This is a genomic window from Streptomyces sp. NBC_00466 (assembly GCF_041433995.1).
Taxonomy (GTDB): Bacteria; Actinomycetota; Actinomycetes; order Streptomycetales; family Streptomycetaceae; genus Streptomyces.
Window position 1 is genome coordinate 54,781 of sequence record NZ_CP107896.1, and the last position, 24,056, is coordinate 78,836.

Consider the following 24,056-nt stretch of genomic DNA (forward strand, 5'->3'; position numbering starts at 1 on the left):
GAGCAGCGAACGGCGGCCCGGCTCACCGGCGGGTCGGAGCCACGAGCGGCGGCCCGGCCCCGCCCCTGCCGGTCACCCCGTGCGCTGCTGGCCGCGGTCGAAGTAGTCCGCGAGCGCCGGGGCGAGCGGGGTGATCCGGCGCGGGGTTCCGCCGTCCCGGAGCGAGTCCGTGGCCCGTACCCCGGCGGCCACCGCCATCCGGGCGGCGACCGGTGAGGTGTCGGTGCGGCCGCCCTCGCGCACGAACCGCAGGAACTCGTCCATCAGCAGCGGGTCGGCGCCGCCGTGGCCCGCCTCGTCCTGCGCTTCCGGGACGGCGTGGATCTCGTCGGCGTCCTCGCGGTAGAGGGAGCGGCGGGTGTTCCAGACCTTCACCTGGCTGCCCGGCCCGTCGCCGAAGTTCTCCAGGCGGCCCGCGTCGCCGATGACGGTGTAGTTGCGCCAGTAGTCGGGGGTGAAGTGGCACTGCTGGTAGGAGGCCAGCACGCCGTTGTCCAGGCGCATGTTCAGCAGGGAGACGTCCTCGATGTCGATGACGGGGTTGAGGGCGCGCTGGGTGTGCGGCGGCCAGTGTCCGTCCTTGGTGTACCAGTCGGCGGCCTTGGGCTCACCGGGCGCACGGCGGTTCGGGTTGTCGCCGTAGACCATCAGGTCGCCCATGGCCTGGACGTCGCGTGCGTACCCGCCCGCCAGCCAGTGCAGCACGTCGATGTCGTGGGCGGCCTTCTGGAGCAGGAGTCCGGTGGTGTGCTTCCGCTCGGCGTGCCAGTCCTTGAAGTACCAGTCGCCGCCGTAGCCGACGAAGTGCCGGACCCAGACGGTCTTGACCTCGCCGATCGTGCCGGCCGCGATGAGGTCGCGCATCAGCCGGACGACCGGCATGTGGCGCATGTTGTGGCCGATGTACAGACGGGTGCCGGTCTCGTACGCGGTGCGCAGGATCTCGTCGCACCGCTCGACCGTGATGTCGAGGGGCTTCTCCACGAAGACCGGTTTCCCCGCGCGCAGCGCTTCGCAGGCGAGCTCGGCGTGGGTGTGGTCGGGGGTGACGACCAGGACCGCGTCGATGTCCGGGGCGTCGATGACCGTGCGGTGGTCGGCGGTGATCAGTGCGTCGGGGAAGGCCGTGGCCGCCTCCGTACGGGCGGCCGGGTCGGGGTCGGCGAGTGCGGTGACGCGCGAGCCGGCTCCGGGGCGGTGGGCGGTGCGCGCGATGCTGCCGCGCAGGCCGTAGCCGAGGACGCCGATACGGAGGTCGGACATGGGGCTTCCTTCGCTGGTGCGGATGGGGCGGGCCCTCGCAAGGGCCCGCCTTCGGGCTGCCTCTTCAAGCTTCGGAGCTACGGAGCTTCGGAGCTACGGAGCTACGGAGCTACGGAGCTACGACAGCCTTACGGATGGACGGCGACCTGGGCGAGCCCGACCCTCCCCGTACCCGTGAGCTGGATCTTCACGTACCGGGTGTCGGTGTTCAGGTCCAGCACCGTGGGCCGCAGCGCCTTGCCGCTGACGTGGACGGTCTTGTTGTCCGTGCGGACGTCGAAACCGGCCGTCGTGGTCGAGGCGTCGTTCCAGATCTCGATCCGGCCGACGTGCCGGACGGACCCCAGATCCACCTGCCACCAGGCGCCCTGCTCGGAGAGCGTCCGGGTGTCCGTGGAGGTGTCCCCGTCGATGGCGAGTGCGGCGGCGGCCCCGTCGGTGGACGACTGGGTGGCGGTGCCGGTACGGGCCAGGTCGGGGCTGAGCTGCTCGACGGGGCCGTGGTGCGCGCCGGCCGCCGAGGCGGTCTTCAAGGCTGCCGCCGGGAGCTCTTCCAGGCGGGTGTGGTTGTCGCTCATGGTCGAGCCGGTCCCGGCCATGGCGGGCGCGTCGGTGTCGACCCAGTTTCCGCGTGCGGTGTTCTTGATGCCGTAATCGGCCCAGTTGGAGACCCACTTGTAGCCGAGCCGGGTCAGGACGTTGTTCTCGACGGTGATGTACGAGGACTGCTCGTCGAGGTAGATACCGTTGCCGTCGCGCTCGGTGTTGCCGTACGCGGAGCGGTTGATGTAGTTCCCCGAGATCACCGTGCCGGGCTGGGCGCCCTGGGTGTAGATCGCGCCTCCGTCGTGCTGGGCGTCCTTGACCTGCATGACGTTGGTGATGCGGTTGTCGGTGATCCTGTTGTCGCGCAGCACCGACTTCTGCGACTCGGGCTGGTTCCAGCCCCAGCCGACCGAGATGCCGGAGTAGGGCAGCTGGTCGAGAGTGTTGTGGTCGACCGTGAGTCCGGCCTCGTAGCCCGCCCAGACCGCGGCCGCGTCGGTGTACTCGACTGCTGCGCGGGTGACCGTGTTATAGGCGAACGTGTTGCGCTCACCGGCCAGTTCGGGGGCCGGCATGGGGTCGGTGTCGCCGATGTACGCGGCGCCCGACGACAGGTCGGTGAAGTCCGAGTGGGTGATCCCGGAGTCCTTCGTACCGGCTTCGAGGATCGCACCGGCCCCACCGAGGTGGGTGAACGACGCCCCGTCGACCGTGACATGCCGGCCGCCGTGCACGGTGAGCGCGGCCGATGGCTTGGTGTAGTAGCGGCCGGAGTGGTCGACAGGACCGGTGGCGCCGGTGAGGGTCAGCCCGGCCTGCATCCCGGCGTAGCCCTCGTCGGTGTCCGGCTGGCGGTAGGCGGCGTACGCGAAGCCGATCCCCCGGATGGCGACGTCGTGCGCGCCGTCGACCGTCACCAGCTGCTCGGTGGCGGGTGTGACAGCCGTGGCGTGCCGCATGTTCTCGCCCTTGCGCGGCAGGTACGTGATGGTGTGCGTGGCCGAGTCATGGACGAACTCGCCCGGCTGGTCCAGGAGTTCGGGTGCGTTCTCGAAGAACGCGACACCCGAGTAGCGGGTGGAGTCCACAGTCGTGGAGTCCCAGGCGGGGCCGGTGCGGTCGGTGCCGCTCGCCGAGTTGGTCCAGCAGGGCTGGGCGAAGGTCATCGTGTCGCCGCTGACCCCGGCGATCCGGCAGTGGTAGTTGCGCCAGCGGACCTTGATGACCGCCTCGGCGTCGGTGGGCCGCTTCCAGTCGGCGATCCCGGTGGCCTTCGCGCCGGTCATGCCGGTCTTGGTGGCGTCGCAGACACTGGCGGCGCAGGCTCCGCCGCGGGCGGGGGTGGCCCGGACGCCGTTGACGAAGAGCTGTCGGGGTGTGATGCCGTCGGGCACCCGGGCGGTCCAGGCCCCGCCGGACGTCCTGGTCCAGCCGGTGACGGTGTCGCCGCCGGAGAGGACGGGGCGGGCTCCGGGCGCCGCAGTCCAGGTGGTGCCGGAGTCGGCCGCGGTGAGCTTCAGGGCCGCGGTGCGGGTGTACGTACCCCCGGCGAGCTGCACGGTGACGTCATCGCCGTCGAGGGTGCGGGCCTTGTCGCGGGCCCCGTCCAGGGAGCAGGGGCGGCTGTGGGTGCAGGACGCTCCGGCGCCGTGCGGGGCCGCGTAGAGAGTGACGGCGTGCGTGGGGCCGGCGGCCTGCGCGAGCGGCGCGGTGGCGAGCAGCGCCGCGACGGCGGCGAACGCGGTGCCGATACGGCGGGCGGCCGGGCGGTGCGTCGCCGGGCGGTGGATGGTGCGGCGGTTCATGCGGCGGCCTTCCAGTCGGGGTGGCCCGGCATCGGCGGGTTGGTGGCGCCGAACAGCCAGTCGCGCAGAAAACGGTCCAGGGTGCGGTCGCCCGTGACGTCGACGGTGTGCCGGATGAATATCTCGCTGGTGTACGTCGAGTCCTTGAAGCGCTTGACCCACTCGCGCATGATCCGGTCGAACGTACGCTGACCGACCTGCTGGTTGAGCGCGTACAGGACGAGCGCCCCGCCGTCGTAGATGTTGGCGCCGCCGAGCGCCTTGGGCAGTCCTGGCGGACCGTCCTTGGCGCGGACCGCGTCCAGCGTCCCGTAGGTGGCCTTCATCTTGTCCGCGACGACCGACCAGCCGCACTCCTCGCTGTACACGGCGGCGTAGTAGGTGGCGGGCCCTTCGTTGAGCCAGGCCTGCTGCCAGTCGTGCGGGGTGACGGAGTCCCCGAACCACTGGTGGGTCATCTCGTGGACCATGGTGTTCTCGTACGTCGGGTTGCCGTCGGCGTTGAGCTTGAACCAGTTGGTGCCCATCAGGGGGAGGGTCTGGTTCTCCAGCGCGTCGGTGTAGCCGTCATAGATGTGGAGCCCGTACGTGGAGAACGGGAACCGCCCGAACTTCGCCTCAAGCCAGGCCAGATGGTCGGCGGTGCGCGCGACGATCGGCGCGTACGTGTCCTCGTGGCCCTGCGGCACGATGTGGCGCAGCGGCAGACCGGTGTGGCTGCTGCCGTACAGATAGGTGCCCTTGACTACCGCGATGCCGAGCAGTTCGGTGGGCATCCGCTCGCGGAGCGCGAAGTGCCAGACCGCCGAGCCGTCGGCGCGCGGGGTCCGGTGCAGCAACTCGCCGTTGGCGGCGGCCACATAGCCCTTCGGGGCGCTGATGTGGAAGGCCCAGGTGGCCTTGTCCGACGGGGTGTCGTTGCAGGGCAGGAAGGTGTCGGCGCGGGAGGACTGCACCGCGGAGGCGAAGCCGCCCTCGCTGCCGAACACCCAGCCGTTCAGGCCGGTCCGCTTGTCCTTGCCGTTGCCGTGGTAGCGGATCTCGACGGTGAAGGGCCGGCCGTCGTGCAGCGGGCGGGCCGGGGTGAGCGTCAGCTCCTGGCCGCTGCTGCCGGCCGACAGCTCCCAGCGGGCGGCGGCGCCGTCGACGGTGACCGCGTCGATGGTGTGGCTGTCGGTGTCCAGGTTGAAGGCGGACAGATCCTGGGTGGCCTGCGCCGACATCCGCACGGCGGCGGTGAAGTCGTAGGTCACCGGGGTGAAGTCGAAGGTCAGGTCGTAGTGCGTGACCTGGTAGCCGCCGTTGCCGAGGGTCGGGAAGAGCGGGTCGCCGACGCCGCTGGAGCCGGGCTTCGGGTCGAAGGAGCGGGCCAGGGCTGGCGTACCGAGGACCGGTACGGCCGCGGCGGCGGCCACTGCCGCGCCGCCGAGCTGGAGGACGGTGCGCCTGGTGGTCACTTCTTCCCCTTCTGGACGGCCTCTTCGAACTCGTGGCGGGCCTGCTCGGCGCCGTGCGACAGGTGTTCCTTGGTCAGCTGGTCGTAGTACGACATGGGCTTGCGGCCGGACACGATGTCCTTGAGACCGTCCAGCTTGAGGGTGTAGAGGCTGCCGTAGCCCTTGGAGTCCCAGGTGGGCGACGAGACCTTGAGGGTCGGGTCCTGCTCCATCATCGGGATCATCTTCGCGTACGCCTCGTGGACGTACCGCACCCCCTTCTCGGTGTCCGTGCTGAACACGGCCGGGACGGCGGAGGCGAGCATCTTCCACGGAACGGTGGCGTCCTGGCTGCCCTGCTTGGTGAGGATCGGGTTGCCCTTGGCGTCACGGGTGAAGTCGGTGCCCTCCACGCCGTAGTTGATCAGCGTGTACTCCAGGCTGCCGAACGGCGACGCGGCGAAGTCGGCGAGTGCCAGGAGCTGCTTGACGCGCTCGGTGGACGCCTTCTTGATGTGCGTGTTCTGGAGCGCGACATTGTCCATCCAGGCGATGGCCTTGTCGCTGAACGGGGTGATGGGCCGGGGGTCGAACTTCTTGTTGACGGCCGCCATCGCCGCCACGTACCCGGTGCTGGGGGTGTAGTACGACGGCATCCCGTCGTACACATAGGCACCCTTGCCGTTCTTGAACATGTCGGTGTACTGGGACTTCTGCGCGCCCGACATGCCGATCGTGCCGGGGTAGTAGCAGCCCGCCTTGTACAGCTTGCGCGCCGTCTCGATCGCCAGGCGGTACTCGTCGGTCTCCAGGTCCGTCACGAACTTGCCGGTCCTGGGGTCCATCCGCCAGTCCTTCGGCGCCCCCGCCGACATGGCGAGCAGGTTGTTGGCGCCCGCGATGATGGCGTACTGGTCCTTCTTCGGACGGGTCAGCTCCTTGCAGACCTCGACGAACTTGTCGAGGCTGGTGATCTCGTCCAGGCTGGAGATCCCCACCTCGGCGAAGAGGTCGTGGCGGTAGAAGCCCGCGCCGCCCGTTCCCATCCGGGAGATCGGGATGCCGAAGAGCTTCCCGCCGAAGATGGCGCCCTCCCAGGCCGCCTGCGGTATCGCCGCGAGGTTGGGGTAGTCCTTGACCTTGTCACCGGCCAGGAACGGCGTCAGATCCGTGCATTTGGCCGCGAGGAACGCCGCCCTGTTGTCGACTCCGCCGGTCTCCGGGTACATGAAGATGTCCGGCAGGGTGTCGCTCGCGACCATCGTGGTGAACTTGGTCGAGTAGTCGTCGGTCGGCACCGCGGTGACGTCGACCTTCCCGCCGAGCAGCTTCTCGATCGCCTGCCAGGCCGCGTTCTTGCCGCGCGCCGGGGGCGGCGGGGAGAAGGTCTCCATGGCCGCCGATACCGGCTTCGCGCCCTTGAGGACCTGGCCCTTGGTGGCGCGCGGGGTGGTGGCCGGGTACCGGTAGAAGGCCTGCGGCACCCCCGCGGCCGTGCCGGGCAGGTCGGGCTTCAGGCCGACGTTGCGCACCGTGGTGGTGGGCAGCAGGTCGGCGCTCTTGGCCTCGGCCTTGGCGGCCGTACCGCCGTCGCCGCAGGCGGCGAGCAGCGGGGTCGCGGCGAGGCCGAGGCCAAGGCCCGCTCCCATGCGGAAGAGAGTTCTGCGGTTCATCGGGGTGGAGCTCGGCACGGACATCTCCTTGAGAGAAGGGAGGGAAGGCCGGGGGGTGGCGGAGCGGGTCAGCAGGAGGCGGTTCAGCCCTTGATGGCGCCGGTGAGTACGCCCTTGGTGAAGTAGCGCTGGACGAACGGGTAGACGAGCAGGATCGGTACGACGGCGACCACCAGGACGCCCATCTGCACGGCCTCCTGCGGGGCGACGCTCTCGCCCGCCGCGGCGCCGCTGAGGCTCTGGCCCTGCAGGACGAAGGTCCGCAGCACCATGGGCAGCGGCCACTTGTCCGAATCCTGGAGGTACAGCAGTGAGTTGAAGAAGGCGTTCCAGTACGCGACGGCGTAGAAGAGGCCGACGACCGCGATGACCGCCTTGGAGAGCGGCAGGACGACCTGGAGCAGGATGCGGAAGTCCCCGGCGCCGTCGACGCGCGCCGCGTCGTACAGCTCCTCGGGCAGGTTCATGAAGAAGGCGCGCAGCACGACCAGGTTGAAGGCGCTCATCAGGGTGGGGATGACGAGAGCGGCGTACGTGTTGTAGAGGCCGAGCTGGTTGACCAGCAGGAAGTTCGGGATGATCCCGGCGTTGAAGAGCATCGTGAACAGGGCCGTCATCAGGATGAAGCGGGAGCCCGTGACACTGCGGCGGGAAAGCCCGTACGCCATGCCGATGGTGGCCAGCAGGCTGGCCGCGGTACCGAAGACCGTGATGCCCACACTCACCAGGAGCGCCCGGGTCACGACACCGCCGGTGAAGATGGTGCGGTACGCGTCGAGCGTCGGGTGGTCGGGCCACAGGACGAGACCGGTGGACTTGATGATGTCGGTCTGCGAGGCGAAGCTCGTGCCGATCACGCCCAGCAGCGGGTAGGCGACGGCGACCACGACGAGCACCAGGACGATGCCCTTGCCGGTGAGGCCGAGGCGGGTCGGGCGTTCCATCCACGGCGGGCGGCCGTCCGACGGCCTGATCGCGGGCGCCGCCGCCGGGGGCGCCGCGGTGACGGGGGCTTTCACCGGTGACTTCTCAGCTGTCCGCACCGCGGTACACCCCTTCATGGCCGAGACGGTGGGCGAACTTGTTCGCGCCCAGGACGAGGACGGTTCCCACGACTGCCTTCACCAGGCCGACAGCCGCCGAGATGCCCCACTGGTTGTCCTTGATGCCGTGGTAGTAGACGTAGGTGTCGAGCACTTCACCGGAGCCGGGGCCGACCGCGTCGCGCTGGAGCAGGATCTGCTCGAAGCCGACGGAGAGAATCTGGCCGAGGTTGAGGATCAGCAGCAGGATGATCACCGGGGCGATGCCGGGGAGCGTGACGTGCCACAGCCGGCGCCAGCGGTTGGCGCCGTCGATGGCCGCCGCCTCGTACTGCTGCTTGTCGATGCCGAGCAGCGCGGCGAGGATGATGATCGTCCCCCAGCCCGCGTCCTTCCAGATGGACTGGAGGGCGATCAGCCAGGGAAAGGCGTTCGGGTCGCTCATCATGTCGTAGCGGGGCAGCCCCACGTCCGCGAGCAGGTCGGGCAGCAGCCCGGCGCCGCCCAGGACCTGCTGGAAGATCGAGACGATGATGACCCAGCCGATGAAGTGCGGCAGATAGACCACGCTCTGGATGAACCGGCGGAGCTTGTCGCTGACGATGCTGTTGAGCAGCAGGGCGAGCGCGATCGGCACGGGGAAGAAGAAGATCAGCTGTACGAAGGCGATCTCCACCGTGTTCGCGGTCGCCGACCAGAAGGCAGGGTCGGCGAAGGCGCCGGAGAAGTTGGCGAAGCCCGTCCACGCGCTGTGCATGTATCCGAGGTACGGCTGGTAGTCCTGGAAGGCGACCATGTAGCCGAGCAGCGGGATGTAGTGGAACACCACGAAGTACAGCAGTCCGGGCAGGGTCAGCAGCAGCATCACCTTGTCGCGCTTGATCCGCTGCCACAGGGACAGCCGGTGCTGGGCGACAACGGATGGGGATGGCGGTGATGGCGCTTTGGACTTCCTGCGCCGCTTGTCCAGCGGCATCGGAGGTGCTGTTTCAGCCATGGTGCGGTCCTGTTCGGCTGGGGTGGCGCAGAGCGAGCCTTCTGCCGCCGCAACGTAGTAAGCGGTTAACCCCACCGTCAAGGGATCGGAAGAAACGTCTGCGTTACTCGATGTTTCTGCCATGAAGATCGCCCGGAAAGGTCCCCAAATAGCGGCTCAAACAGGGCAGATGGCCCCGCAGATCGCTTGACGTGCGACGCCTGCGCTCCCTAGCGTGCCGCTCATCAATAGAACGCGTTTACTGTCCGGAGGCAGGGTGCGAACCACCGACGAGGCACCGGCCCAGACCGGTACGGACGAGCCGGACCCGCCCCCGCGGCGGCCTCGCACCGTACTGGCCATGGACCCCGGACTGATCGACGACATCTTCCCGCCACGGGTACGGACCCGTCTCGAGGAGTCGGCCGATCTCCATCCGCCCTATGTCATCAGGGAGTTCAGCTCCCCCGACGCCGCCGCCGCACTGGCCGGCGCCGAGGTGCTGCTCACCGGCTGGGGCTGTCCGCCCATCGACGCCGGGCTGCTGGAGCGGGCGCCGAAGCTGCGGGCCGTCATCCACGCCGCGGGCACGGTCAAGACGTTCCTCGCCAGGGAGGCGTACGAACGCGGGGTCGCCGTGTCGTCGGCGGCCGACGCCAACGCGGTACCGGTCGCGGAGTTCACCCTGGCGGCGATCATCATGGGCGCCAAGCGCGCCTTCCCGTTCGCCGGGCTCTTCCGCGAGCGCCGCACCCACCGCACCGCGGCCGACCTCCACCGGCAGCACTGGATCGGTACGCACGGCCTGACCATCGGCGTCATCGGCGCCTCCCGGATCGGCCGCCGGGTGATCGAACTGCTCCGGGTGCTCGAAGCGGACATCCTGCTGTACGACCCCTATGTCACCGCCGCCGAGGCCGAGTTGCTGGGGGCCGCCTCCACCGACCTCGACACGCTGATGGCCACCAGCGACGTGGTGACCGTGCACGCGCCCGACACACCCGTGACCCGGCATCTGCTCGACGCCCGGCGGATCGGGCTGATGCGCCCCGGCACCCTGCTGGTCAACACCGCGCGCGGGCGCCTGGTCGACACCGAGGCGCTCACCGGGCACCTGGTCAGCGGACGGCTCGACGCCGTACTCGATGTGACCGACCCCGAGCCGCTGCCCCCGGGGCACCCCCTGTGGGACCTGCCGAACGTGTTCATCACCCCGCACATGGCGGGCGCCCAGGGCAACGAGGTCGGCAGGCTCGGCGCGCTCGCCGTGGACGAGCTGTGCCGTTACGCGGGCGGGCTGCCGTTCAATCACCCTGTCCACCTGGCCGACTTGGAGCGGATCGCATGAACGGCCCCGTCCCGCAGGCCATAAGCTCAGCGGCACAGGACGACAACCAGGGGGTGGGACGGATGCGCCGCCAGACCTCGGCAGCCGACGGCCGACGACGCGCGACCGTCACAGACGTGGCACGGCTGGCGGGGGTGTCGACCGCGACCGTCTCCCGTGTGCTCAACCGCAACTACCCGGTGGCCGCGGCGACCCGGGAGCGGGTCGAGGAGGCGATGCGTGAGCTGGGCTATGTCGTCAACGCGCACGCCCGCGCGCTGGCCGGGGTGTCGGGGCGCACGGTCGGCATCATCGTCAACGAGCTGATCGACCCCTTCTACGCCTACATCGCCCGCGGCGTGGAGCGGGAGGCGAGCCTCGGCGGACGGCTCTGCCTGGTCTGCTGCACCCAGGGCGATCCCAAGCGCGAGCTGGCCTTCATCGAGCTGATGCACGAGCGCCGCGCCGACGCCGTGGTCGTCGTCGGCGGCAGCGTCGCCGACCGCGCGCACACCGCCGAACTGGGCCGCAGGGCCCGTGACCTGGAGTCCGGCGGATCGAAGCTGGTGCTGTGCGGGCGGCCGTCGCTCGGCGAGGAGGCGTGCGGCGCGGCCGTCGAGTACGACAACGAGGGCGGCGCCTTCGTCATCACCGACCATCTGCTGGCCCAGGGCCATGAGCGCATCCTCTACCTCGGCGGCCCGCCGGCCCTCTCGACCACCCGTGACCGGCTGGCCGGGCACCGGCGCGCGCTGGAGCTGCGCGGCGTGACCAGGGACCCCGAGCTGGAGCAGCTCGGCTCGTTCAGCCGCACCTTCGGGCGTAGCAGGATGGCCGAACTCCTCCGGGACGGACCGGACTTCACCGCGGTCTTCGCCGCCAACGACAATGTCGCGGCCGGCGCGGCCCAGGCCCTGGAGGAGGCAGGCGTCCGGGTACCGCAGGACATGTCACTCGCGGGGTACGACGACATTCCGGTGGCGCAGGAACTGCGGCCCCGGCTGACGACCGTGCACATCCCACTGGAGGAGATGGGCCGCCAGGCCGTACGGCTCGCGGTGTCCGGCGGCGACGAGGACGAGTGGCGGGAGCCGGCCACCGGGACCGTACGGCTCGGCACCCATCTCGTCGTACGCGATTCCGTGGCTCCGCCGCCGGCGCGCGGCCGCCGGCCGTGACCGCTTACTTACGGCCTGTCCCCAGTTGGCCATAGTAAAAGACAGTAACTTCCCCGATCCCCTTGCGGGTTGATAGCAACCGCTTACATGCTGACGCGCAGTTCGTACGCCACTCCACCACCTCTGCCCCCTGGGAGTCCGGATGCGCCCTGCCCACCTGCCCCTCACCGCCTCCGCGGTCAGCCGCCGCTCCGCGCTCGCCGCGCTGGCGGGTGCCGGAGCCCTCACCCTGCTCGGCACCGGGAGCGCTTCGGCGGACGGCTCCGCCGGCCGTACCGGCGGCCCGGCGGACGGCCTCTCCACCGGCCTCTCCACCGACGGCCCCACGCTGCTGATCGAGGCATTCCCCGGCGCGGAGACCGAGCGGCTGCGGCTCGACCGGTCGCTGCGCGCCAGCGAGTTCATCCCGACCGGCCGCTACACCGCCCCCGGCGCACAGGTCACGGTGCGGATCCGGCCGGGGCACGGGGCGCTGCCCGTCCTGCACATCGGGACCTTCGACGACTACAACACGAACCCCGACCTCAAGGCCCCCCGGGTGTTCCCGCTGCGGGCCGGCCTCAACACGGTGTCCGACGTCTACGGCGGCCCCCTCTATCTGAGCTTCGCAGGACACGGCCAGCAGGCGGCGGTCACCTTCGTCTCCGGTACGCAGCGGATGGCCGGATTCGAGCTGGGGCGCACCTCCGAGGCGGACTTCCAGCGGCAGTTGGACAGCATCACCGATGTGCCGTGGGTGGAGCTGACCACCGGGCACGCCATCCTGACGCTGACCCGCGAGGGCGCGCTGCTCTACCGCGGTGAGGACCACGCCGCGCTGCTGGGGCTCTTCGACACCATCATCGACTCGCACAACAGAATCAGCGGCCTGGACGGTTCGACACGGCTGAACCGCCCCAAGGCCGGCCGGTACCACTTCAACGAGGTGAGCGTCGTCCCCAAGGGGGTCGGCGCCTACGCCTGGCACGGCTTCAACGGCTTCCCCCGCGCCTATATGGACCGCCTCTGCACCGTGCAGGGGCTGCGCACCCGGGGCTGGGGGCTCTACCACGAGCTGGGCCACCTCAACCAGCAGGCCGCCTACCAGGCGGGCGGACTCACCGAGGTCACCGTCAACATCTACTCGCTGGCCGCCCAGCGCACCCTGGGCCAGCCGTCCAACCTGCTCACCAAGGACGCGACGACCGGCCTCAACTGGTTCCAGTCGGCGGCGCCCAAGGTCGGCACGCCCGGTATCGCGTACGAGACGACGTTCGGCCCGTACGAGCAGCTGGTCCCGCTGCGCCAGCTGGAACTGGCCTTCGGCGACGACTTCTGGCCGAGGCTGCACCAGCTGGTCCGCACCGAGCACCAGCACGACGCACCGGTCGAGGACTACGACCACGACCCGGCCGTGGAGGCCAGGCAGTACCGGGCGCTCTCCACCTACGCCAGCCGGGTGTCGGGGTACGACCTGACGGACTTCTTCGTACGGAAGTGGGCCTTCCCCATCGATGCCACCGGGGTCGCCGAGATCGCCGCGCTGCGGCTGCCGAGTCCGCCCGTCGACCCCAGCTCGCTGAGCGACTGACACCGCCCGACCGACTCCGGAACCGAAGGGAACCGCCATGGAACAGCCCCATTCCGCCCTCAGCAGGAGAACGCTCCTGGCCGCCGGGGCCGCGTCGGTCGTCGTCCCGGTCGTCACCGGGGCGGCGGGCGCGGGAACGGCACAGGCCGCCGCCCGGACCACCACCGCGGCCGGTGCGGCCGACCCCGCCGACCCGTACGAGGCCGCGCTGACCCGCGCCGAAGAGCTCATCACCGGGGGCGCGTTCGACGCCTCCGACCCTGACTTCGCCGCCGCGCTCGCCGCCCTCGACGCATCGGCCGCCGACTTCTGGAAGCGGCTCGACCGCACCGCCGCCCGTACCGCGCTCTGGCCGGACTACGTCCCGGTGACCGATCCGGGGATGTTCAGCCAGAGCTACACCCGGCTGCGGACCCTCGCCACCGCCTGGGCGACCACCGGCGCCGCGCTGAGCGGCAGCGACGAGGTGGCGGACGCGCTGGTGTCCGCGCTGCGCTTCCTGCACGACACCGCGTACAACAAGGACAAGCGCGAGAGCGGCAACTGGTGGTTCTGGGAGATCGGGGCGCCGCGCGCCCTGCTGGACTGCTGTGTGCTCCTCAGGACGCGCATCCCCGCCGACGACCTGGCGGCCCACCTGGAGAGCGTGGCGAAGTTCGCGCCGAATCCGGACCGCCGTACCAACTCCCCGACGCTGGCCGAGACCGGTGCCAACCGGTCGGACAAGGCGGTGATCGTGGCCCTGCACGGGCTGCTCGCGAAGGACACGGCGATGGTCGCGCTGGCCCGCGACGGCCTCTCCGACGTGCGCGACAAGGGCCTCAACAGCCTCTTCCAGACCGTAACTTCGGGTGACGGTTTCTACGCGGACGGCTCGTTCATCCAGCACGACACGGTCGCGTACACCGGCTCGTACGGCACGGTGCTGCTCGGCGGGGCCGCGTACCTGAGCGCGCTGCTCGCCGGTTCGCCCTGGGCGGTCACCGATCCGCAGATCTCCGTGATGTACGAGGCGGTCACCGGGACCTTCTCGCCGGTGATCTTCGACGGGCTGATGATGGACGCGGTGCGCGGGCGGGCGATCTCGCGCGAGCGGGCCGCCGACCACACCGACGGCGCGGCAGCCGTATCGGCCATCCTGCTGCTGGCGAGCGCGGCGCCCGCCTCCGTCGCCGACGGCTGGCGGGCGACGGTCAAGGGCTGGATCGAGCGCAACCGCACCGACCCCTATCTCGGTCTGGTCGGCATCCCGCAGGTCGCGCTCGCCAAGGGGCTGCTCGCCGACCGGAGCGTCACGGCGGCGGACCGGGTGACAGGTCACCATGTCTTCGCTGACATGGACCGGGTGGTGCACCGGCGGCCCGGCTGGTCCCTGTCGCTCGCCCTCTCGTCGAAGCGCATCGCCGCCTATGAGGCGGGCAACGGCGAGAACCTGCACGGCTGGTACACCGGTGACGGCATGGCGTACCTCTACACCGGCGACGACCTCGGCCAGTTCGGCGACGGCTTCTGGCCGACCGTCGACCCCTACCGGCTGCCCGGCACCACGGTGGACACCCGGCGGCGCGCGGACCTCACGACCGGCTCGGGTACCGGGACCTACCTGCCGGTGAACAGCGTCGCGGGCGGCGCGGTGCTCGAAGGCCGGTACGGCGCGGCGGCCATGGAGCTGGCGGCGCAGGGCAGCACGCTGCGCGCCCGCAAGTCGTGGTTCCTCCTCGACAACGCGGTGATCGCGCTGGGAGCGGGCATCACGGCGAGCGACGGCCGCACCATCGAGACCGTCGTGGAGAACCGCAATCTGCATACGTCCGGTGAGCCGCGGCTGACTGTCGACGGCCGGCGCCAGCCGTCCGGGCAGGGCTGGAGCGGCACGTTCGACGGCGCCCGCTGGGCCCATCTGGACGGTGTCGGCGGCTATGTGTTCCCGTCGTCGGGCACCTCGCTGAAGGCGCTGCGCGAGGAACGCACCGGCCGCTGGAGCGATCTGGACACGGGCGCGGACACCGCCGGTTCCACCACTGCGGTCACCCGCCGGTACGCGACGCTCTGGCTCGACCACGGGGTCTCCCCCACCGACGCCTCGTACGCCTACATCCTGCTGCCCGGCGCGTCAGCGGCCGCCACCGCGGTCCAGGCGCACACCCGCCCGGTCCGGATCGTGGCCAACAACGCCACCGCGCAGCTGGTCGAGATGGCCAGGACAGGGCTGACCGCGGCCACGTTCTGGCAGGCGGGGACCGCGGCGGGTCTCACCGCGTCCGGCCCGGCATCGGTCCTGCTCCGGAGGCACGGCGGCGGCTTCTCGGTCGCGGTCGCCGACCCCGGGCACGAGCAGCACACACTGACGCTCGAACTGCCCTTCCGCGTGCGGGAGGTGGTCCGTGCCGACGACACGGTGACCGTCGCCACCGGGCGCCGCCCGGTCCTGACGATCGCGGTGGCCGGTTCACGCGGTCACACGCACACTGCCGAACTCCGCTGACCGCCGGTGCCGGTGGGGCCCGAGGGCCCCGCCGGTACCGGCCCACACTTCCCACAGCCCAGGAGCACCACCCGGATGACCCCGCCCTTCCTCACCCTGCCCCCGACCGACCGGCTCCTCTCCTCGCGCACCGGCTGGACCCGCGCCCACTGGGAGGCGCTGGCCGACCGGATGCTGGACGCGCTCGTGCCGTACGCGACCCCCGGTTTCGCGCAGTACCGGCTGCCGGGGCGCGGCAGTTGGTCGGGGGTGGTGTCGGACGGCCTCGAAGGGTTCGCCCGCTCCTTCCTGCTCGCCGCCTGCCGGATCGCGGGAGCGGGCGAAGCGGCGGACCCGCGGCTGGTGGAGCGGTACGCGCAGGGCCTGGCCACCGGCACCGATCCGGGGTCGCGCGAGGCCTGGCCGAGGCTGACCGAGTGCTCCCAGCAGATGGTGGAGGCCGCGTCGGTCGCGGTGGCGCTGCACGAGACCCGGCCCTGGATCTGGGACAAGCTGGATACCCGGGTCCAGGAGCGGGTGGTCGACTGGTTCTCCGGCTTCGTCGGCAGCCGTACGTGGGACAACAACTGGCGGCTGTTCCAGGTGGTGTCCGAGCAGTTCCTCGCCTCGGTCGGCGCCCCGTACAGCCAGTCGGACATCGACGGCGGTCTCGACCGGATCGAGGACTGGTACGTCGGCGACGGCTGGTACACCGACGGCGACGGGCAGAACTTCGACTACTACATCGGCTGGGCGCTCCATCTGTACCCGCTGCTCTGGTCCCGGATCGCCGGTGAGGACCCGGACACCGGGCGCACCAAGGTCTACCGGGAGCGGCTCGGCCAGTTCCTCGACGGCTACCAGCACTTCTTCGGCACCGACGGCGCACCGGTGCACCAGGGCCGCTCCCTCACCTACCGGTACGCGGCGCTCGCCCCGGTCTGGATGGGCGCGCTGGCGGACTGCACCCCGCTCTCCCCCGGCCGTACCCGCCGCCTCGCGTCGGGCACCATGCGGCACTTCGCGGAGCGCGGGGTGCCCGACGAGCGGGGGCTGCTCACGCTGGGCTGGTACGACACCTTCCTGCCCACCACGCAACCGTACTCGGGGCCCGCTTCTCCGTACTGGGCGTCGAAGGGCTTCCTGGGGCTGCTGCTGCCGGCCGACCACCCCACCTGGACGGCGCGTGAACAGGCCCTGCCCATCGAGGAGTCGGACCAGTACACCGCGCTGCCCGCACCCGGCTGGCTGCTGCACGGGACCCGGGACGACGGCATCGTGCGGCTCATCAACCACGGGAGCGACCACAACCCGCCGCAGGGCGAAGGGGAGGACGACCCGCACTACGCCACGTTCGGCTACTCCTCGGCGACCGCGCCCGAGTCGGCGCCCCACGCGCGGGTGCGGGCCGTGGACAACCATCTCGCGGTGATCGGCCCGGACGGTGTGCCGTCGCGGCGGCGGCGGATCAACAGGCTGGCCTGCGAGGGGCGGACCGCGTCCTCCTGGTACGAGGATGCCGGGGCCCGGGTCGAGACGACCAGTGTGCTGCACGGCCCCTGGGAGATCCGGGTGCACCGGGTGGATGCCGCGCAGGGCGTGACCGTACGCGAGGGCGGCCATCCGGTGGCCGCCGGGGAACGCCCGTGGTCCGACGAGGGAACCGGGTGGGCGCTGACCCGTACGGCGGACGGTCTGACGAGTGCGCTCGTGGGGCTGTACGGCTGGGACGGAGCGGAGGCGGCGGTCGCCCGCGATGTGCAGGCCAACGCGTACGGCCCGCACTCCGCGACGCCGTGTCTGAGCCGCGGCCGGCACCCGGGCGGGCGGAGCGTGCACGTCAGCCTGGTCGCTCTCTCGCGGGACGCGGTGCACCCCAGGGCGCTCCAGGAGTCGGTCGCGGTCGCGGTCACGGACGGCTCGGTCGAGCTGGCGTTCCCGGACGGCACGACCGTGACCGCCTGACCGCCCCGTCCGCAGCCGTCTTGCGCCGGAGGAGGGCCGGTGTGCCGGCGAAGGGCGGCGTACCGGACAAGGGGCGACGGGTGGTCAGATCCCGCCGTCCTCCCGGTGGTGGATCTGCGCGACCAGCTCCGCCGCCGCCGCTTTGATGGTCTCCAGACCGGCGAGCCCCCACTGCCTCGGCACGGTGTCCACGACGCACACCGCGCCGAGTGCGGTGTCCGTACGGTCGATGAGGGGCGCGCCCAGATACGAGCGGATGCCGATCTCGTCCACCACCGGATTCCCGGCGAACCGCGGGTAGTCGCAGACGTCCTCCAGGACGAGCGCCTTGCGGCGGGCGACCACATGCGGGCAGTACCCGTGGTCGCGGGCCATGACGCGGTTGATCCCGAAGGCCGCGGCCACCGCGCTCAGATCGCCGCCCGAGTGGGTCCCGGCCGGGGTGTGCAGTCCGGCGAAGAACTGCCGGTTCTCATCGATGAAGTTGACCAGGGCGTACGGCGCCCCGGTCGCCTCGGCGAGCCGCCGGGCGAACTCGTCGAAGACCGGGTCGGGGTGCTGCCCCAGGCCGAGTCTGCGCAGCCGCCGGCCCCGGACGCTCGCATCCCGGTCGACGGGGGTCAGCAGCAGCCGCCCGGTCGGGTCGTACGTCATGGATGGACTCCCTGGGTGGTGACCCGATCCGATACCTGGCCGGTTACCGGGTCTGTTGCCGGGCCGGCCTCCGGCGCGGTGTCGAGCAGATGGCCCACGAGGGTGACCAGGGTGCGGATTCCCGAACTGGCGATACGGGCGTCGCACAGCACCACGGGGATGTCGGCCCGCAGGTCGAGTGCGGCCCTGATCTCATCAGGCCCGTAACGGAACGCGCCGTCGAACTCGTTGACGGCGACGATGAATCCGATGCCCCGCTGCTCGAAGAAGTCGATCGCGCCGAAGCACTCGGTGAGACGGCGGGTGTCGGCGAGCACCACGGCGCCGAGTGCGCCGGCGGAGAGTTCGTCCCACATGAACCAGAAGCGCTCCTGGCCGGGCGTCCCGAAGAGGTACAGCACATGCTGCGGGTCGAGGGTGATTCTGCCGAAGTCCATGGCGACGGTGGTCGTTGACTTGGACTCGACCCCCTCCAGGCTGTCCGTCTGCTCACCGGCCTGGGTGAGCATCTCCTCCGTGCTCAGCGGTGAGATCTCGCTGACCGCTCCCACGAAGGTCGTCTTGCCGACCCCGAAACCGCCCGCGACCAGGATCTTCAGCGCGGTGGGAAAGAGATCAGAGCCGTCGTCGTAGGCCATCGAGCACTGCCTCCAGCAAGGAAAGGTCGGTGGGGTCTTCGTCGGAGCGGGGCGCACGCGTGGTGACCGCCCCGCTGTCCATCAGGTCGGAGAGCAGTACTTTGGCGACGACGACGGGCAGCCGCAGATGGGCCGCGATCTCCGCCACCGAAGTGGGCCGCTCGCTCAGCCCGAGTGTCTGCGCGTGATCGGGGCCGAGGTGGGCCGGGAGCGGCACCCCGGTCGCCATCACCTGGGAGAGCAGGTCCAGCTGGGCTGTGGGCCGGGTGCGGCCGTTGCTCACGGCGTACGGGCGGATCAGCCGGCCGGCCGCCTCGTCGAGCCATGGGCTGTCCTGCTGGAACGGCACGTTCAGCGCCCCGTGGCGCTCGATGCGCCGACCCGGCTGCGGGCCGGTGTCACCAGATAGGGCCGCACACTCTTCACCAGCATGGCCATCTCGTATCCGAGCACAGCCGCGTCCGTCTCGCGCCCGGCCAGTACGGCGAGACAGGTGCCGGAACCCGCGGTGGAGACGAACAGCAGGGTGGTGTCGAGCTCGACGACCACCTGCCGGACCTCCCCGCTGTCGCCGAAGCGGGTCCCGGCGCTGCGGCCGAGCGAGTAGAGGCCGGAGGCGAGGGCCGCCATGTGGTCGGCGCTGTCGGCGTCGAGCCCGTGCACGGACTTCACCAGTCCGTCGGCGGAGAGCAGGACGGCGTTGCGGGTGAATGGGACGCGCTGGACCAGGCCGCTCAGCAGCCAGTCGAGATCGGACACATGCGCGGTCGGCGCTTCACTCGCCATGGTGCATCTCCTCCTTGGAGGATTCGTCGGAGAAACCGTCGGGGAAATCGTTGTCACGGTGCGGCGGTTGGCCGTGGTCCGCGCTTTCGGGCTCGGCGTCGGGCCCGGCCTCGGGCTCGGCCTCGGCGAGGCTGATGCCGCGCTGGAAGGCCGCCATCAGGCCCGGGTCGTGAACGGCGGGGTGCTCCTCGTCAGGCCGGGGGGCGGGCGCGTCCTTGAGCTGGGGGACCAGGTTCTGCTGGCTTCTGCGCCGGGGCAGATCGGGCCGGTTCGCGGGCGGGAGCAGCGGTACGGGCCCGGTGTCGTACCGCGCGCTGTCGGTCACCGCTCCGGCGTCCGGCGGCAGTCCGTGGTGGGCGCCCGGGAGGGCCGCGGCCGGATTGGGCCGCTCGCCCTCCGGCTTCCGTACGGGCAGCGGCGGGGCGGAACGGCCGGACGCGGCCGCCGGCTCGTCGGGGGCGAAGGGCGAGTGGGGCCCGGCCTGGAGCAGTGCGTCCGTCGTCCGCGGTCCCGGCAGCAGCGGGTCCTGGTGTGCCTGTGGGGCCTGGAGTGCCTGTGGGGCGTGCGGTGCCGGTGTGGCCAGGGGTTCCTGTGAAACCTGGTGTGCCTCGGGTGCCTGCTGGGCCTGCTGGGCCTGCGGTGTACGTCCGGCCGCCCCCGTCTGCAGCCCGGTCTCGTCGGCGCCGAGCAGGGCGGTGGGCAGGACGAGTACGGCCTGGACCCCGCCGTAGATATTGGTCTGGAGCCGGACCGAGACACCGTGCCGACGGGCCAGCGCGGCGACCACGTACAGGCCGATCCGGCCGTCCTGGAGCAGATGGCCGACATTGACCTGGTCGGGCTCGGCGAGCAGGGCGTTCATCCGGTCCGTCTCGGTGACGGACATGCCGAGGCCCCGGTCCTCGACCTCGACGGCGAGTCCGGCGGTGACGTGCTGGGCGCGCAGCAGCACCTGGGTGTGCGGGGCGGAGAACACCGTGGCGTTCTCGACCAGTTCCGCCAGCAGATGGATGACGTCGGCGACGGCGTGGCCGCGCAGCGTTCCGTCGACCGGCGGCACCAGTTTGACGCGCGGGTACTGCTCGACCTCGGCGACAGCGGAGCGCATCACCTCGGTGAGGGAGACCGGGTTGGACCACTGGCGCCGGGAGATGGCGCCGCCGAGCACCGCGAGGTTCTCCGCGTGCCTGCGGATACGGGTGGCCAGATGGTCCACCTGGAAGAGGCCCTTGAGCAGTTCGGGGTCCTCCACCTGGTTCTCCAGCTCGTCGAGCAGCTGGATCTCCCGGTGCACCAGCGACTGGAGGCGCCGGGCGAGATTGACGAAGACCTCGACTTTCTGCTCGTCGACCGTGGTCACGGCGGGCGGGGCGATCCGCGCGGCCCGCACCACGGACTCCACGGCGGCTTCCTGCGCCCGGTTCAGCTCAAGGGCGAGCAGGTCGAAGGCGTCGCCCCGGGACGGCCCGGCGGTACCGTCCCGTCCGCCGGGCGGCGCCTCCCCCCTGCTGAGCCGGTCGACCACGGCCCGCAGGTCGGCCTGGCCGCGCGCGCTGGAGCGGCGCAGCCCGTTGCACCGGTCGAGGACTGTCCTGGTGACCCGGTCGGCGCCCAGCGCGGCGGCGGCCATGGCGGCTGCGGCGAGCGCGGCGCAGCCGGCCAGCACCCCGCGCAGCGCCACCGAGGGGTGGACCCCGGCGGAGTGGATCGTGTAGACAACGGCCGCGGTGCCGCTCAGCGCCGCCACGACGGTGGGGAGAATGGCGGTACGCAGCAGCTGAGGCCGTATGCGGGCCTCGGGTGCCGGCGGTACGGACCGTGAGCGGCGGGCGGACGAGGCCGGGGAAGGGCCCGGCCGGGGGGCCGGGCGGTGGCCCGTCCGGCCGTGCCGTCCGCCTTCCGGCCGGTCGTTCCGCGCTTCGGGTGCGCGTGGTTGAGACATCAGCGTCCTCGGTACGTGGGATACCAGGGCTCACCGACAGGGAATGCAACTCACCTGACGCGTCTCCCTGTTGATCAGCAGCCACTCACAGTAGTCGCCACGCCGTGCGGCCCGATGTCTAGTTGCCGAACTTGCGCGCCGATCGTCCCGCTCTGGTATGAGGGCTCGTACGCGCGGCCGAAAATTATGCTGGTGTCACGGCCCCGATATGGCTGGCGGCGCCGACATGACCGACGGAGCTGACATGACGGGCGGAGCTGACCATGGCTGACAGGGTCAACAGAGCTGACGGTGCCGACAGAACTGCCGGTGCCGGCCGGGCATCGGGCCTGCGGAACGGCCGGGCATATGGTCCGGGCAGTATTGCGCGCATGACGAATATCCGTTCACGCATGACCACGTGGCTGGGCCGCCGGTATCTGGCGAATATCCGCAAGAAGGGCTTCGATCTTTCCCGCGCTTCGATGCTTCCCGAGGCGACCCTCATGCCGTTGCGGCGCACCGGCCTCGACCCGGTGGCCGATCTCGGCGCACTGCGGGAGCGGGAACCGGTCAGCAAGCTGTCCGTACCGCTCGCTATGAACATCTGGCTGGTCACGGGCTACGAGGAGACCAAGGCGGTACTGGGCCGCACCAAGGGCTTCAGTAACGATTTCACCAATTTGATAGGCAGCGGCGGCGTCACCGAGGACCAGCAGCACCCGGGCGGCCTCGGCTTCTCCGACCCGCCGGTCCACACCCGTCTGCGCCGCCTGCTCACGCCGGAGTTCACCATGCGCCGGCTCGCCCGGCTCACCCCGCGCATCCACGAGATCGTCGAGGAACGGCTCGACGAGATGGCGCGGACACCGGGCCCGGTCGACCTCGTCCAGGCCTTCGCGCTGCCGATACCCTCTCTGGTCATCTGCGAACTCCTCGGCGTCCCGTACGAGGACCGGGAGGACTTCCAGCGCCTGGGCACCACCCGCTTCGACCTCTTCGCCGGGGCCGACGCCTCGTTCGGCGCGATCTCCGAATCCCTCTCCTACCTCCGCGACATCGTCAAGAAGCAGCGCGAGAACCCGGGCGACGGCCTGCTCGGCATGCTGATCAAGCAGCACGGCGACGCCATTGACGACGAGGAGCTGACCGGCCTCGCCGACGGCGTGCTGACCGGCGGCCTGGAGACCACCGCCAGCATGCTCGCCCTGGGCACCCTGGTGCTCCTCCAGAACCGGGACCACTTCGAGTCCCTCCGCGAGGACGACGCGGCCGTGAGCCCCTTCGTGGAGGAGCTGCTGCGCTATCTCACGGTGGTCCAGGTCGCGTTCCCGCGCTTCGCCCGCGAGGACATGGAGATCGCCGGTACCCAAATCTCCGCCGGTGACATCGTGCTCTGCTCCCTCAGCGGCGCCGACCGGGACGCGTCCCTCGGCCCGGACATGGACACGTTCGACCCCACCCGCCCGTCCTCCTCGCATGTCGCTTTCGGTTACGGCATCCACCGCTGCATCGGCGCCGAACTCGCCCGGATGGAACTCTGCGCGGCCTACCCGGCCCTGCTGCGACGCTTTCCGGCTATGTCGTTGGCAGTACCGGAGGAGGAGCTCGCGTTCCGCAAGTACTCCGCCGTCTTCGGCGTCGACTCGCTGCCCGTACACCTGGGCTGACCGGCGCCGGCCGGCGTGCCGTCCGGTCCCGCCGGAGCAGGGGCGGGCGGGACCGGCGGGACCCGGGGACCGAGCCCCCGCCCGCTCGGGATCGGCCCGCCTGTTCCCAGCATGTCCTCCCAGCGGCTGGTCAGACACCGCTGGGTGGTGGAGCGCACCCACCATGTCCTGGCTTTCCGCTGCTCCCTCCCCTTACTCGACCGAGTCCTTTCATCTGTCCCGGGCGGGACCGCCCTCGGTCAATTCTTCCGCCAGACGGTTCCGCGCGCCTCGTACTCCAGCATCGTCTCCGCGCCTGTCGCCACATCCGGCCCCAGTTCACGGTTGACCAGCCACAAGCCCAGGTCGAGACCCGAGGTGATACCCCCGGCCGTCACAAGATCCCCGTCATCGACCACGCGGGCGTCCTTGACGAGACCGCCCTGTTCCCTCAGATAGTCTTTCGCGCCGTGGTGTGTTGTGCACGGGCGTCCCGTCGTCAGGCCGGCCGCAGACAGAATCACCGCTCCGGTACACAGCGAACTGATCGTCAGCCCTTCACGGGGAGCGGCAGCGAGGGCACGGGGGAGAGTGGCGCCATCGATTTCGGCCCATACGCCGGGACCTTCACGGTGGGCGTAGCCGCCGCCCGGCACGATGACCACGTCCGCCGCTTCCGGCGACCACCGATACTTCACCTCTATGCCCGTGCCGTATCCGCAGCGGACCAGCCCAGGCTGTCCCGTTGTGACGTATCGGACCTCGATGCCGTTCGGACTGTGCATGGCTGCGGCGGAGAAGACCTCGTACGGGCCGATGCAGTCCATCTCCTCAACACCGTCGAACATCACGATGTGGACGCGCAGCGCGCCTGTGCGCCGCGTCGAGGCGACTGCTGCGCCGTCGTCCAGGGCGGTGGCAGCCAGTGCCCCTGCGGACAGGACGCCCGCGGCTGCTGACGTGTGGCGGATGAATTCTCTGCGGTGCATGGATGTGCCTTCCTGCGTGTGCGCCGGGGGCGTTGGTATCGGGCCCGCTTTGTGGCCCGCCCTCTGTAGTGGTCGTTCCGGGCGGTCGCAGAGTTCCTGCACGAGGACGTGTTTCCGCAGGGGGACGGTACTTATGAGTCAGCGGGCACCCACAACCTGCTGATCACCATGTG

18 protein-coding genes are annotated in these 24,056 nt (G+C 70.7%); 6 read left to right on the plus strand and 12 right to left on the minus strand.

Annotated features, from left to right (window positions below; translation table 11 throughout):
• Positions 1–72 precede the first annotated feature (72 nt).
• The 6 genes from OG210_RS00275 to OG210_RS00300 form a co-directional block, all read right to left on the minus strand.
• Positions 73–1,263, minus strand: coding sequence for a Gfo/Idh/MocA family protein (locus OG210_RS00275; protein WP_371534679.1), 1,191 nt, complete (start codon positions 1,261–1,263; stop codon positions 73–75).
• Positions 1,264–1,391: 128 nt separating this feature from the next.
• Positions 1,392–3,614: a right-handed parallel beta-helix repeat-containing protein gene (locus tag OG210_RS00280; RefSeq protein WP_371534681.1), complete on the minus strand. Its 2,223-nt coding sequence runs from the start codon at positions 3,612–3,614 to the stop codon at positions 1,392–1,394.
• Positions 3,611–5,071 (minus strand): M1 family metallopeptidase, encoded by a 1,461-nt coding sequence (locus tag OG210_RS00285; RefSeq protein ID WP_371534683.1) that lies wholly within the window; start codon positions 5,069–5,071, stop codon positions 3,611–3,613. The genes OG210_RS00280 and OG210_RS00285 overlap by 4 nt, the downstream gene beginning before the upstream one ends.
• Positions 5,068–6,741 carry an extracellular solute-binding protein gene (locus OG210_RS00290; protein ID WP_328333875.1) on the minus strand — a complete coding sequence of 558 codons (1,674 nt, stop codon included), beginning with the start codon at positions 6,739–6,741 and terminating at the stop codon, positions 5,068–5,070. The genes OG210_RS00285 and OG210_RS00290 overlap by 4 nt, the downstream gene beginning before the upstream one ends.
• A 65-nt stretch (positions 6,742–6,806) precedes the next feature.
• Positions 6,807–7,667 carry a carbohydrate ABC transporter permease gene (locus OG210_RS00295; RefSeq protein ID WP_328335685.1) on the minus strand — a complete coding sequence of 287 codons (861 nt, stop codon included), beginning with the start codon at positions 7,665–7,667 and terminating at the stop codon, positions 6,807–6,809.
• A gap of 85 nt (positions 7,668–7,752) precedes the next feature.
• Positions 7,753–8,763, minus strand: coding sequence for an ABC transporter permease subunit (locus OG210_RS00300; RefSeq protein ID WP_328333873.1), 1,011 nt, complete (start codon positions 8,761–8,763; stop codon positions 7,753–7,755).
• A 340-nt stretch (positions 8,764–9,103) separates the two neighbouring features.
• On the opposite strand from OG210_RS00300, the gene OG210_RS00305 reads away from it, so the two are divergent.
• The 5 genes from OG210_RS00305 to OG210_RS00325 all read left to right on the plus strand — a co-directional run bounded on the left by OG210_RS00305 (position 9,104) and on the right by OG210_RS00325 (position 17,246).
• The gene (locus OG210_RS00305; RefSeq protein WP_328335684.1) at positions 9,104–10,090 is read left to right on the plus strand and encodes a hydroxyacid dehydrogenase; all 987 of its coding nucleotides are present in this window, start codon (positions 9,104–9,106) and stop codon (positions 10,088–10,090) included.
• A 62-nt stretch (positions 10,091–10,152) separates the two neighbouring features.
• A complete protein-coding gene (locus tag OG210_RS00310; protein WP_328335683.1) occupies positions 10,153–11,247 on the plus strand; it encodes a LacI family DNA-binding transcriptional regulator in 1,095 nt (364 codons plus the stop codon).
• Positions 11,248–11,389: 142 nt separating this feature from the next.
• On the plus strand, positions 11,390–12,817 hold the full coding sequence (locus tag OG210_RS00315; RefSeq protein ID WP_371534686.1) for a M60 family metallopeptidase: 1,428 nt from the start codon (positions 11,390–11,392) through the stop codon (positions 12,815–12,817).
• 37 nt (positions 12,818–12,854) lie between these two features.
• Positions 12,855–15,302, plus strand: a complete 2,448-nt coding sequence (locus OG210_RS00320; RefSeq protein WP_371534688.1) for a polysaccharide lyase 8 family protein — start codon at positions 12,855–12,857, stop codon at positions 15,300–15,302.
• A 75-nt stretch (positions 15,303–15,377) separates the two neighbouring features.
• Entirely contained in the window at positions 15,378–17,246 is a 1,869-nt protein-coding gene (locus OG210_RS00325; RefSeq protein WP_371534690.1) for a DUF2264 domain-containing protein, read from the plus strand.
• Between the two features lie 84 nt (positions 17,247–17,330).
• On the opposite strand, the gene OG210_RS00330 is transcribed toward OG210_RS00325, so the two are convergent.
• The 5 genes from OG210_RS00330 to OG210_RS00350 are packed head-to-tail and all read right to left on the minus strand — an operon-like array spanning position 17,331 to position 21,266.
• Entirely contained in the window at positions 17,331–17,900 is a 570-nt protein-coding gene (locus OG210_RS00330; protein ID WP_328333864.1) for a GAF domain-containing protein, read from the minus strand.
• On the minus strand, positions 17,897–18,538 hold the full coding sequence (locus tag OG210_RS00335) for an ATP/GTP-binding protein (protein ID WP_371534692.1): 642 nt from the start codon (positions 18,536–18,538) through the stop codon (positions 17,897–17,899). Before OG210_RS00335 ends, OG210_RS00330 begins: the two co-directional genes overlap by 4 nt.
• The gene (locus OG210_RS00340; RefSeq protein ID WP_328333860.1) at positions 18,516–18,887 is read right to left on the minus strand and encodes a DUF742 domain-containing protein; all 372 of its coding nucleotides are present in this window, start codon (positions 18,885–18,887) and stop codon (positions 18,516–18,518) included. Before OG210_RS00340 ends, OG210_RS00335 begins: the two co-directional genes overlap by 23 nt.
• A gap of 2 nt (positions 18,888–18,889) precedes the next feature.
• Positions 18,890–19,324, minus strand: a complete 435-nt coding sequence (locus OG210_RS00345) for a roadblock/LC7 domain-containing protein (RefSeq protein ID WP_328333858.1) — start codon at positions 19,322–19,324, stop codon at positions 18,890–18,892.
• Positions 19,314–21,266, minus strand: coding sequence for an ATP-binding protein (locus OG210_RS00350; protein WP_371534695.1), 1,953 nt, complete (start codon positions 21,264–21,266; stop codon positions 19,314–19,316). The genes OG210_RS00345 and OG210_RS00350 overlap by 11 nt, the downstream gene beginning before the upstream one ends.
• A 392-nt stretch (positions 21,267–21,658) precedes the next feature.
• Here OG210_RS00350 and OG210_RS00355 point away from each other — a divergent pair, with 392 nt between their 5' ends.
• On the plus strand, positions 21,659–22,915 hold the full coding sequence (locus tag OG210_RS00355; RefSeq protein ID WP_328333854.1) for a cytochrome P450: 1,257 nt from the start codon (positions 21,659–21,661) through the stop codon (positions 22,913–22,915).
• 239 nt (positions 22,916–23,154) lie between these two features.
• Here OG210_RS00355 and OG210_RS00360 read toward each other — a convergent pair whose 3' ends face one another.
• Entirely contained in the window at positions 23,155–23,883 is a 729-nt protein-coding gene (locus tag OG210_RS00360; RefSeq protein WP_328333852.1) for a DJ-1/PfpI family protein, read from the minus strand.
• Between the last annotated feature and the right edge of the window lie 173 nt (positions 23,884–24,056).

What these genes read in the sequence shown, in the direction of transcription:
- OG210_RS00275 (WP_371534679.1), bottom strand. Translation starts at nt 1,263, where the DNA reads ATGTCCGACCTCCGTATCGGCGTCCTCGGCTACGGCCTGCGCGGCAGC.
- OG210_RS00345 (WP_328333858.1), bottom strand. Translation starts at nt 19,324, where the DNA reads ATGGCGAGTGAAGCGCCGACCGCGCATGTGTCCGATCTCGACTGGCTG.
- OG210_RS00300 (WP_328333873.1), bottom strand. Translation starts at nt 8,763, where the DNA reads ATGGCTGAAACAGCACCTCCGATGCCGCTGGACAAGCGGCGCAGGAAG.
- OG210_RS00335 (WP_371534692.1), bottom strand. Translation starts at nt 18,538, where the DNA reads ATGGCCTACGACGACGGCTCTGATCTCTTTCCCACCGCGCTGAAGATC.
- OG210_RS00360 (WP_328333852.1), bottom strand. Translation starts at nt 23,883, where the DNA reads ATGCACCGCAGAGAATTCATCCGCCACACGTCAGCAGCCGCGGGCGTC.
- OG210_RS00355 (WP_328333854.1), top strand. Translation starts at nt 21,659, where the DNA reads ATGACCACGTGGCTGGGCCGCCGGTATCTGGCGAATATCCGCAAGAAG.
- OG210_RS00280 (WP_371534681.1), bottom strand. Translation starts at nt 3,614, where the DNA reads ATGAACCGCCGCACCATCCACCGCCCGGCGACGCACCGCCCGGCCGCC.
- OG210_RS00310 (WP_328335683.1), top strand. Translation starts at nt 10,153, where the DNA reads ATGCGCCGCCAGACCTCGGCAGCCGACGGCCGACGACGCGCGACCGTC.
- OG210_RS00295 (WP_328335685.1), bottom strand. Translation starts at nt 7,667, where the DNA reads ATGGAACGCCCGACCCGCCTCGGCCTCACCGGCAAGGGCATCGTCCTG.
- OG210_RS00350 (WP_371534695.1), bottom strand. Translation starts at nt 21,266, where the DNA reads ATGTCTCAACCACGCGCACCCGAAGCGCGGAACGACCGGCCGGAAGGC.
- OG210_RS00330 (WP_328333864.1), bottom strand. Translation starts at nt 17,900, where the DNA reads ATGACGTACGACCCGACCGGGCGGCTGCTGCTGACCCCCGTCGACCGG.
- OG210_RS00325 (WP_371534690.1), top strand. Translation starts at nt 15,378, where the DNA reads ATGACCCCGCCCTTCCTCACCCTGCCCCCGACCGACCGGCTCCTCTCC.
- OG210_RS00315 (WP_371534686.1), top strand. Translation starts at nt 11,390, where the DNA reads ATGCGCCCTGCCCACCTGCCCCTCACCGCCTCCGCGGTCAGCCGCCGC.
- OG210_RS00305 (WP_328335684.1), top strand. Translation starts at nt 9,104, where the DNA reads ATGGACCCCGGACTGATCGACGACATCTTCCCGCCACGGGTACGGACC.
- OG210_RS00320 (WP_371534688.1), top strand. Translation starts at nt 12,855, where the DNA reads ATGGAACAGCCCCATTCCGCCCTCAGCAGGAGAACGCTCCTGGCCGCC.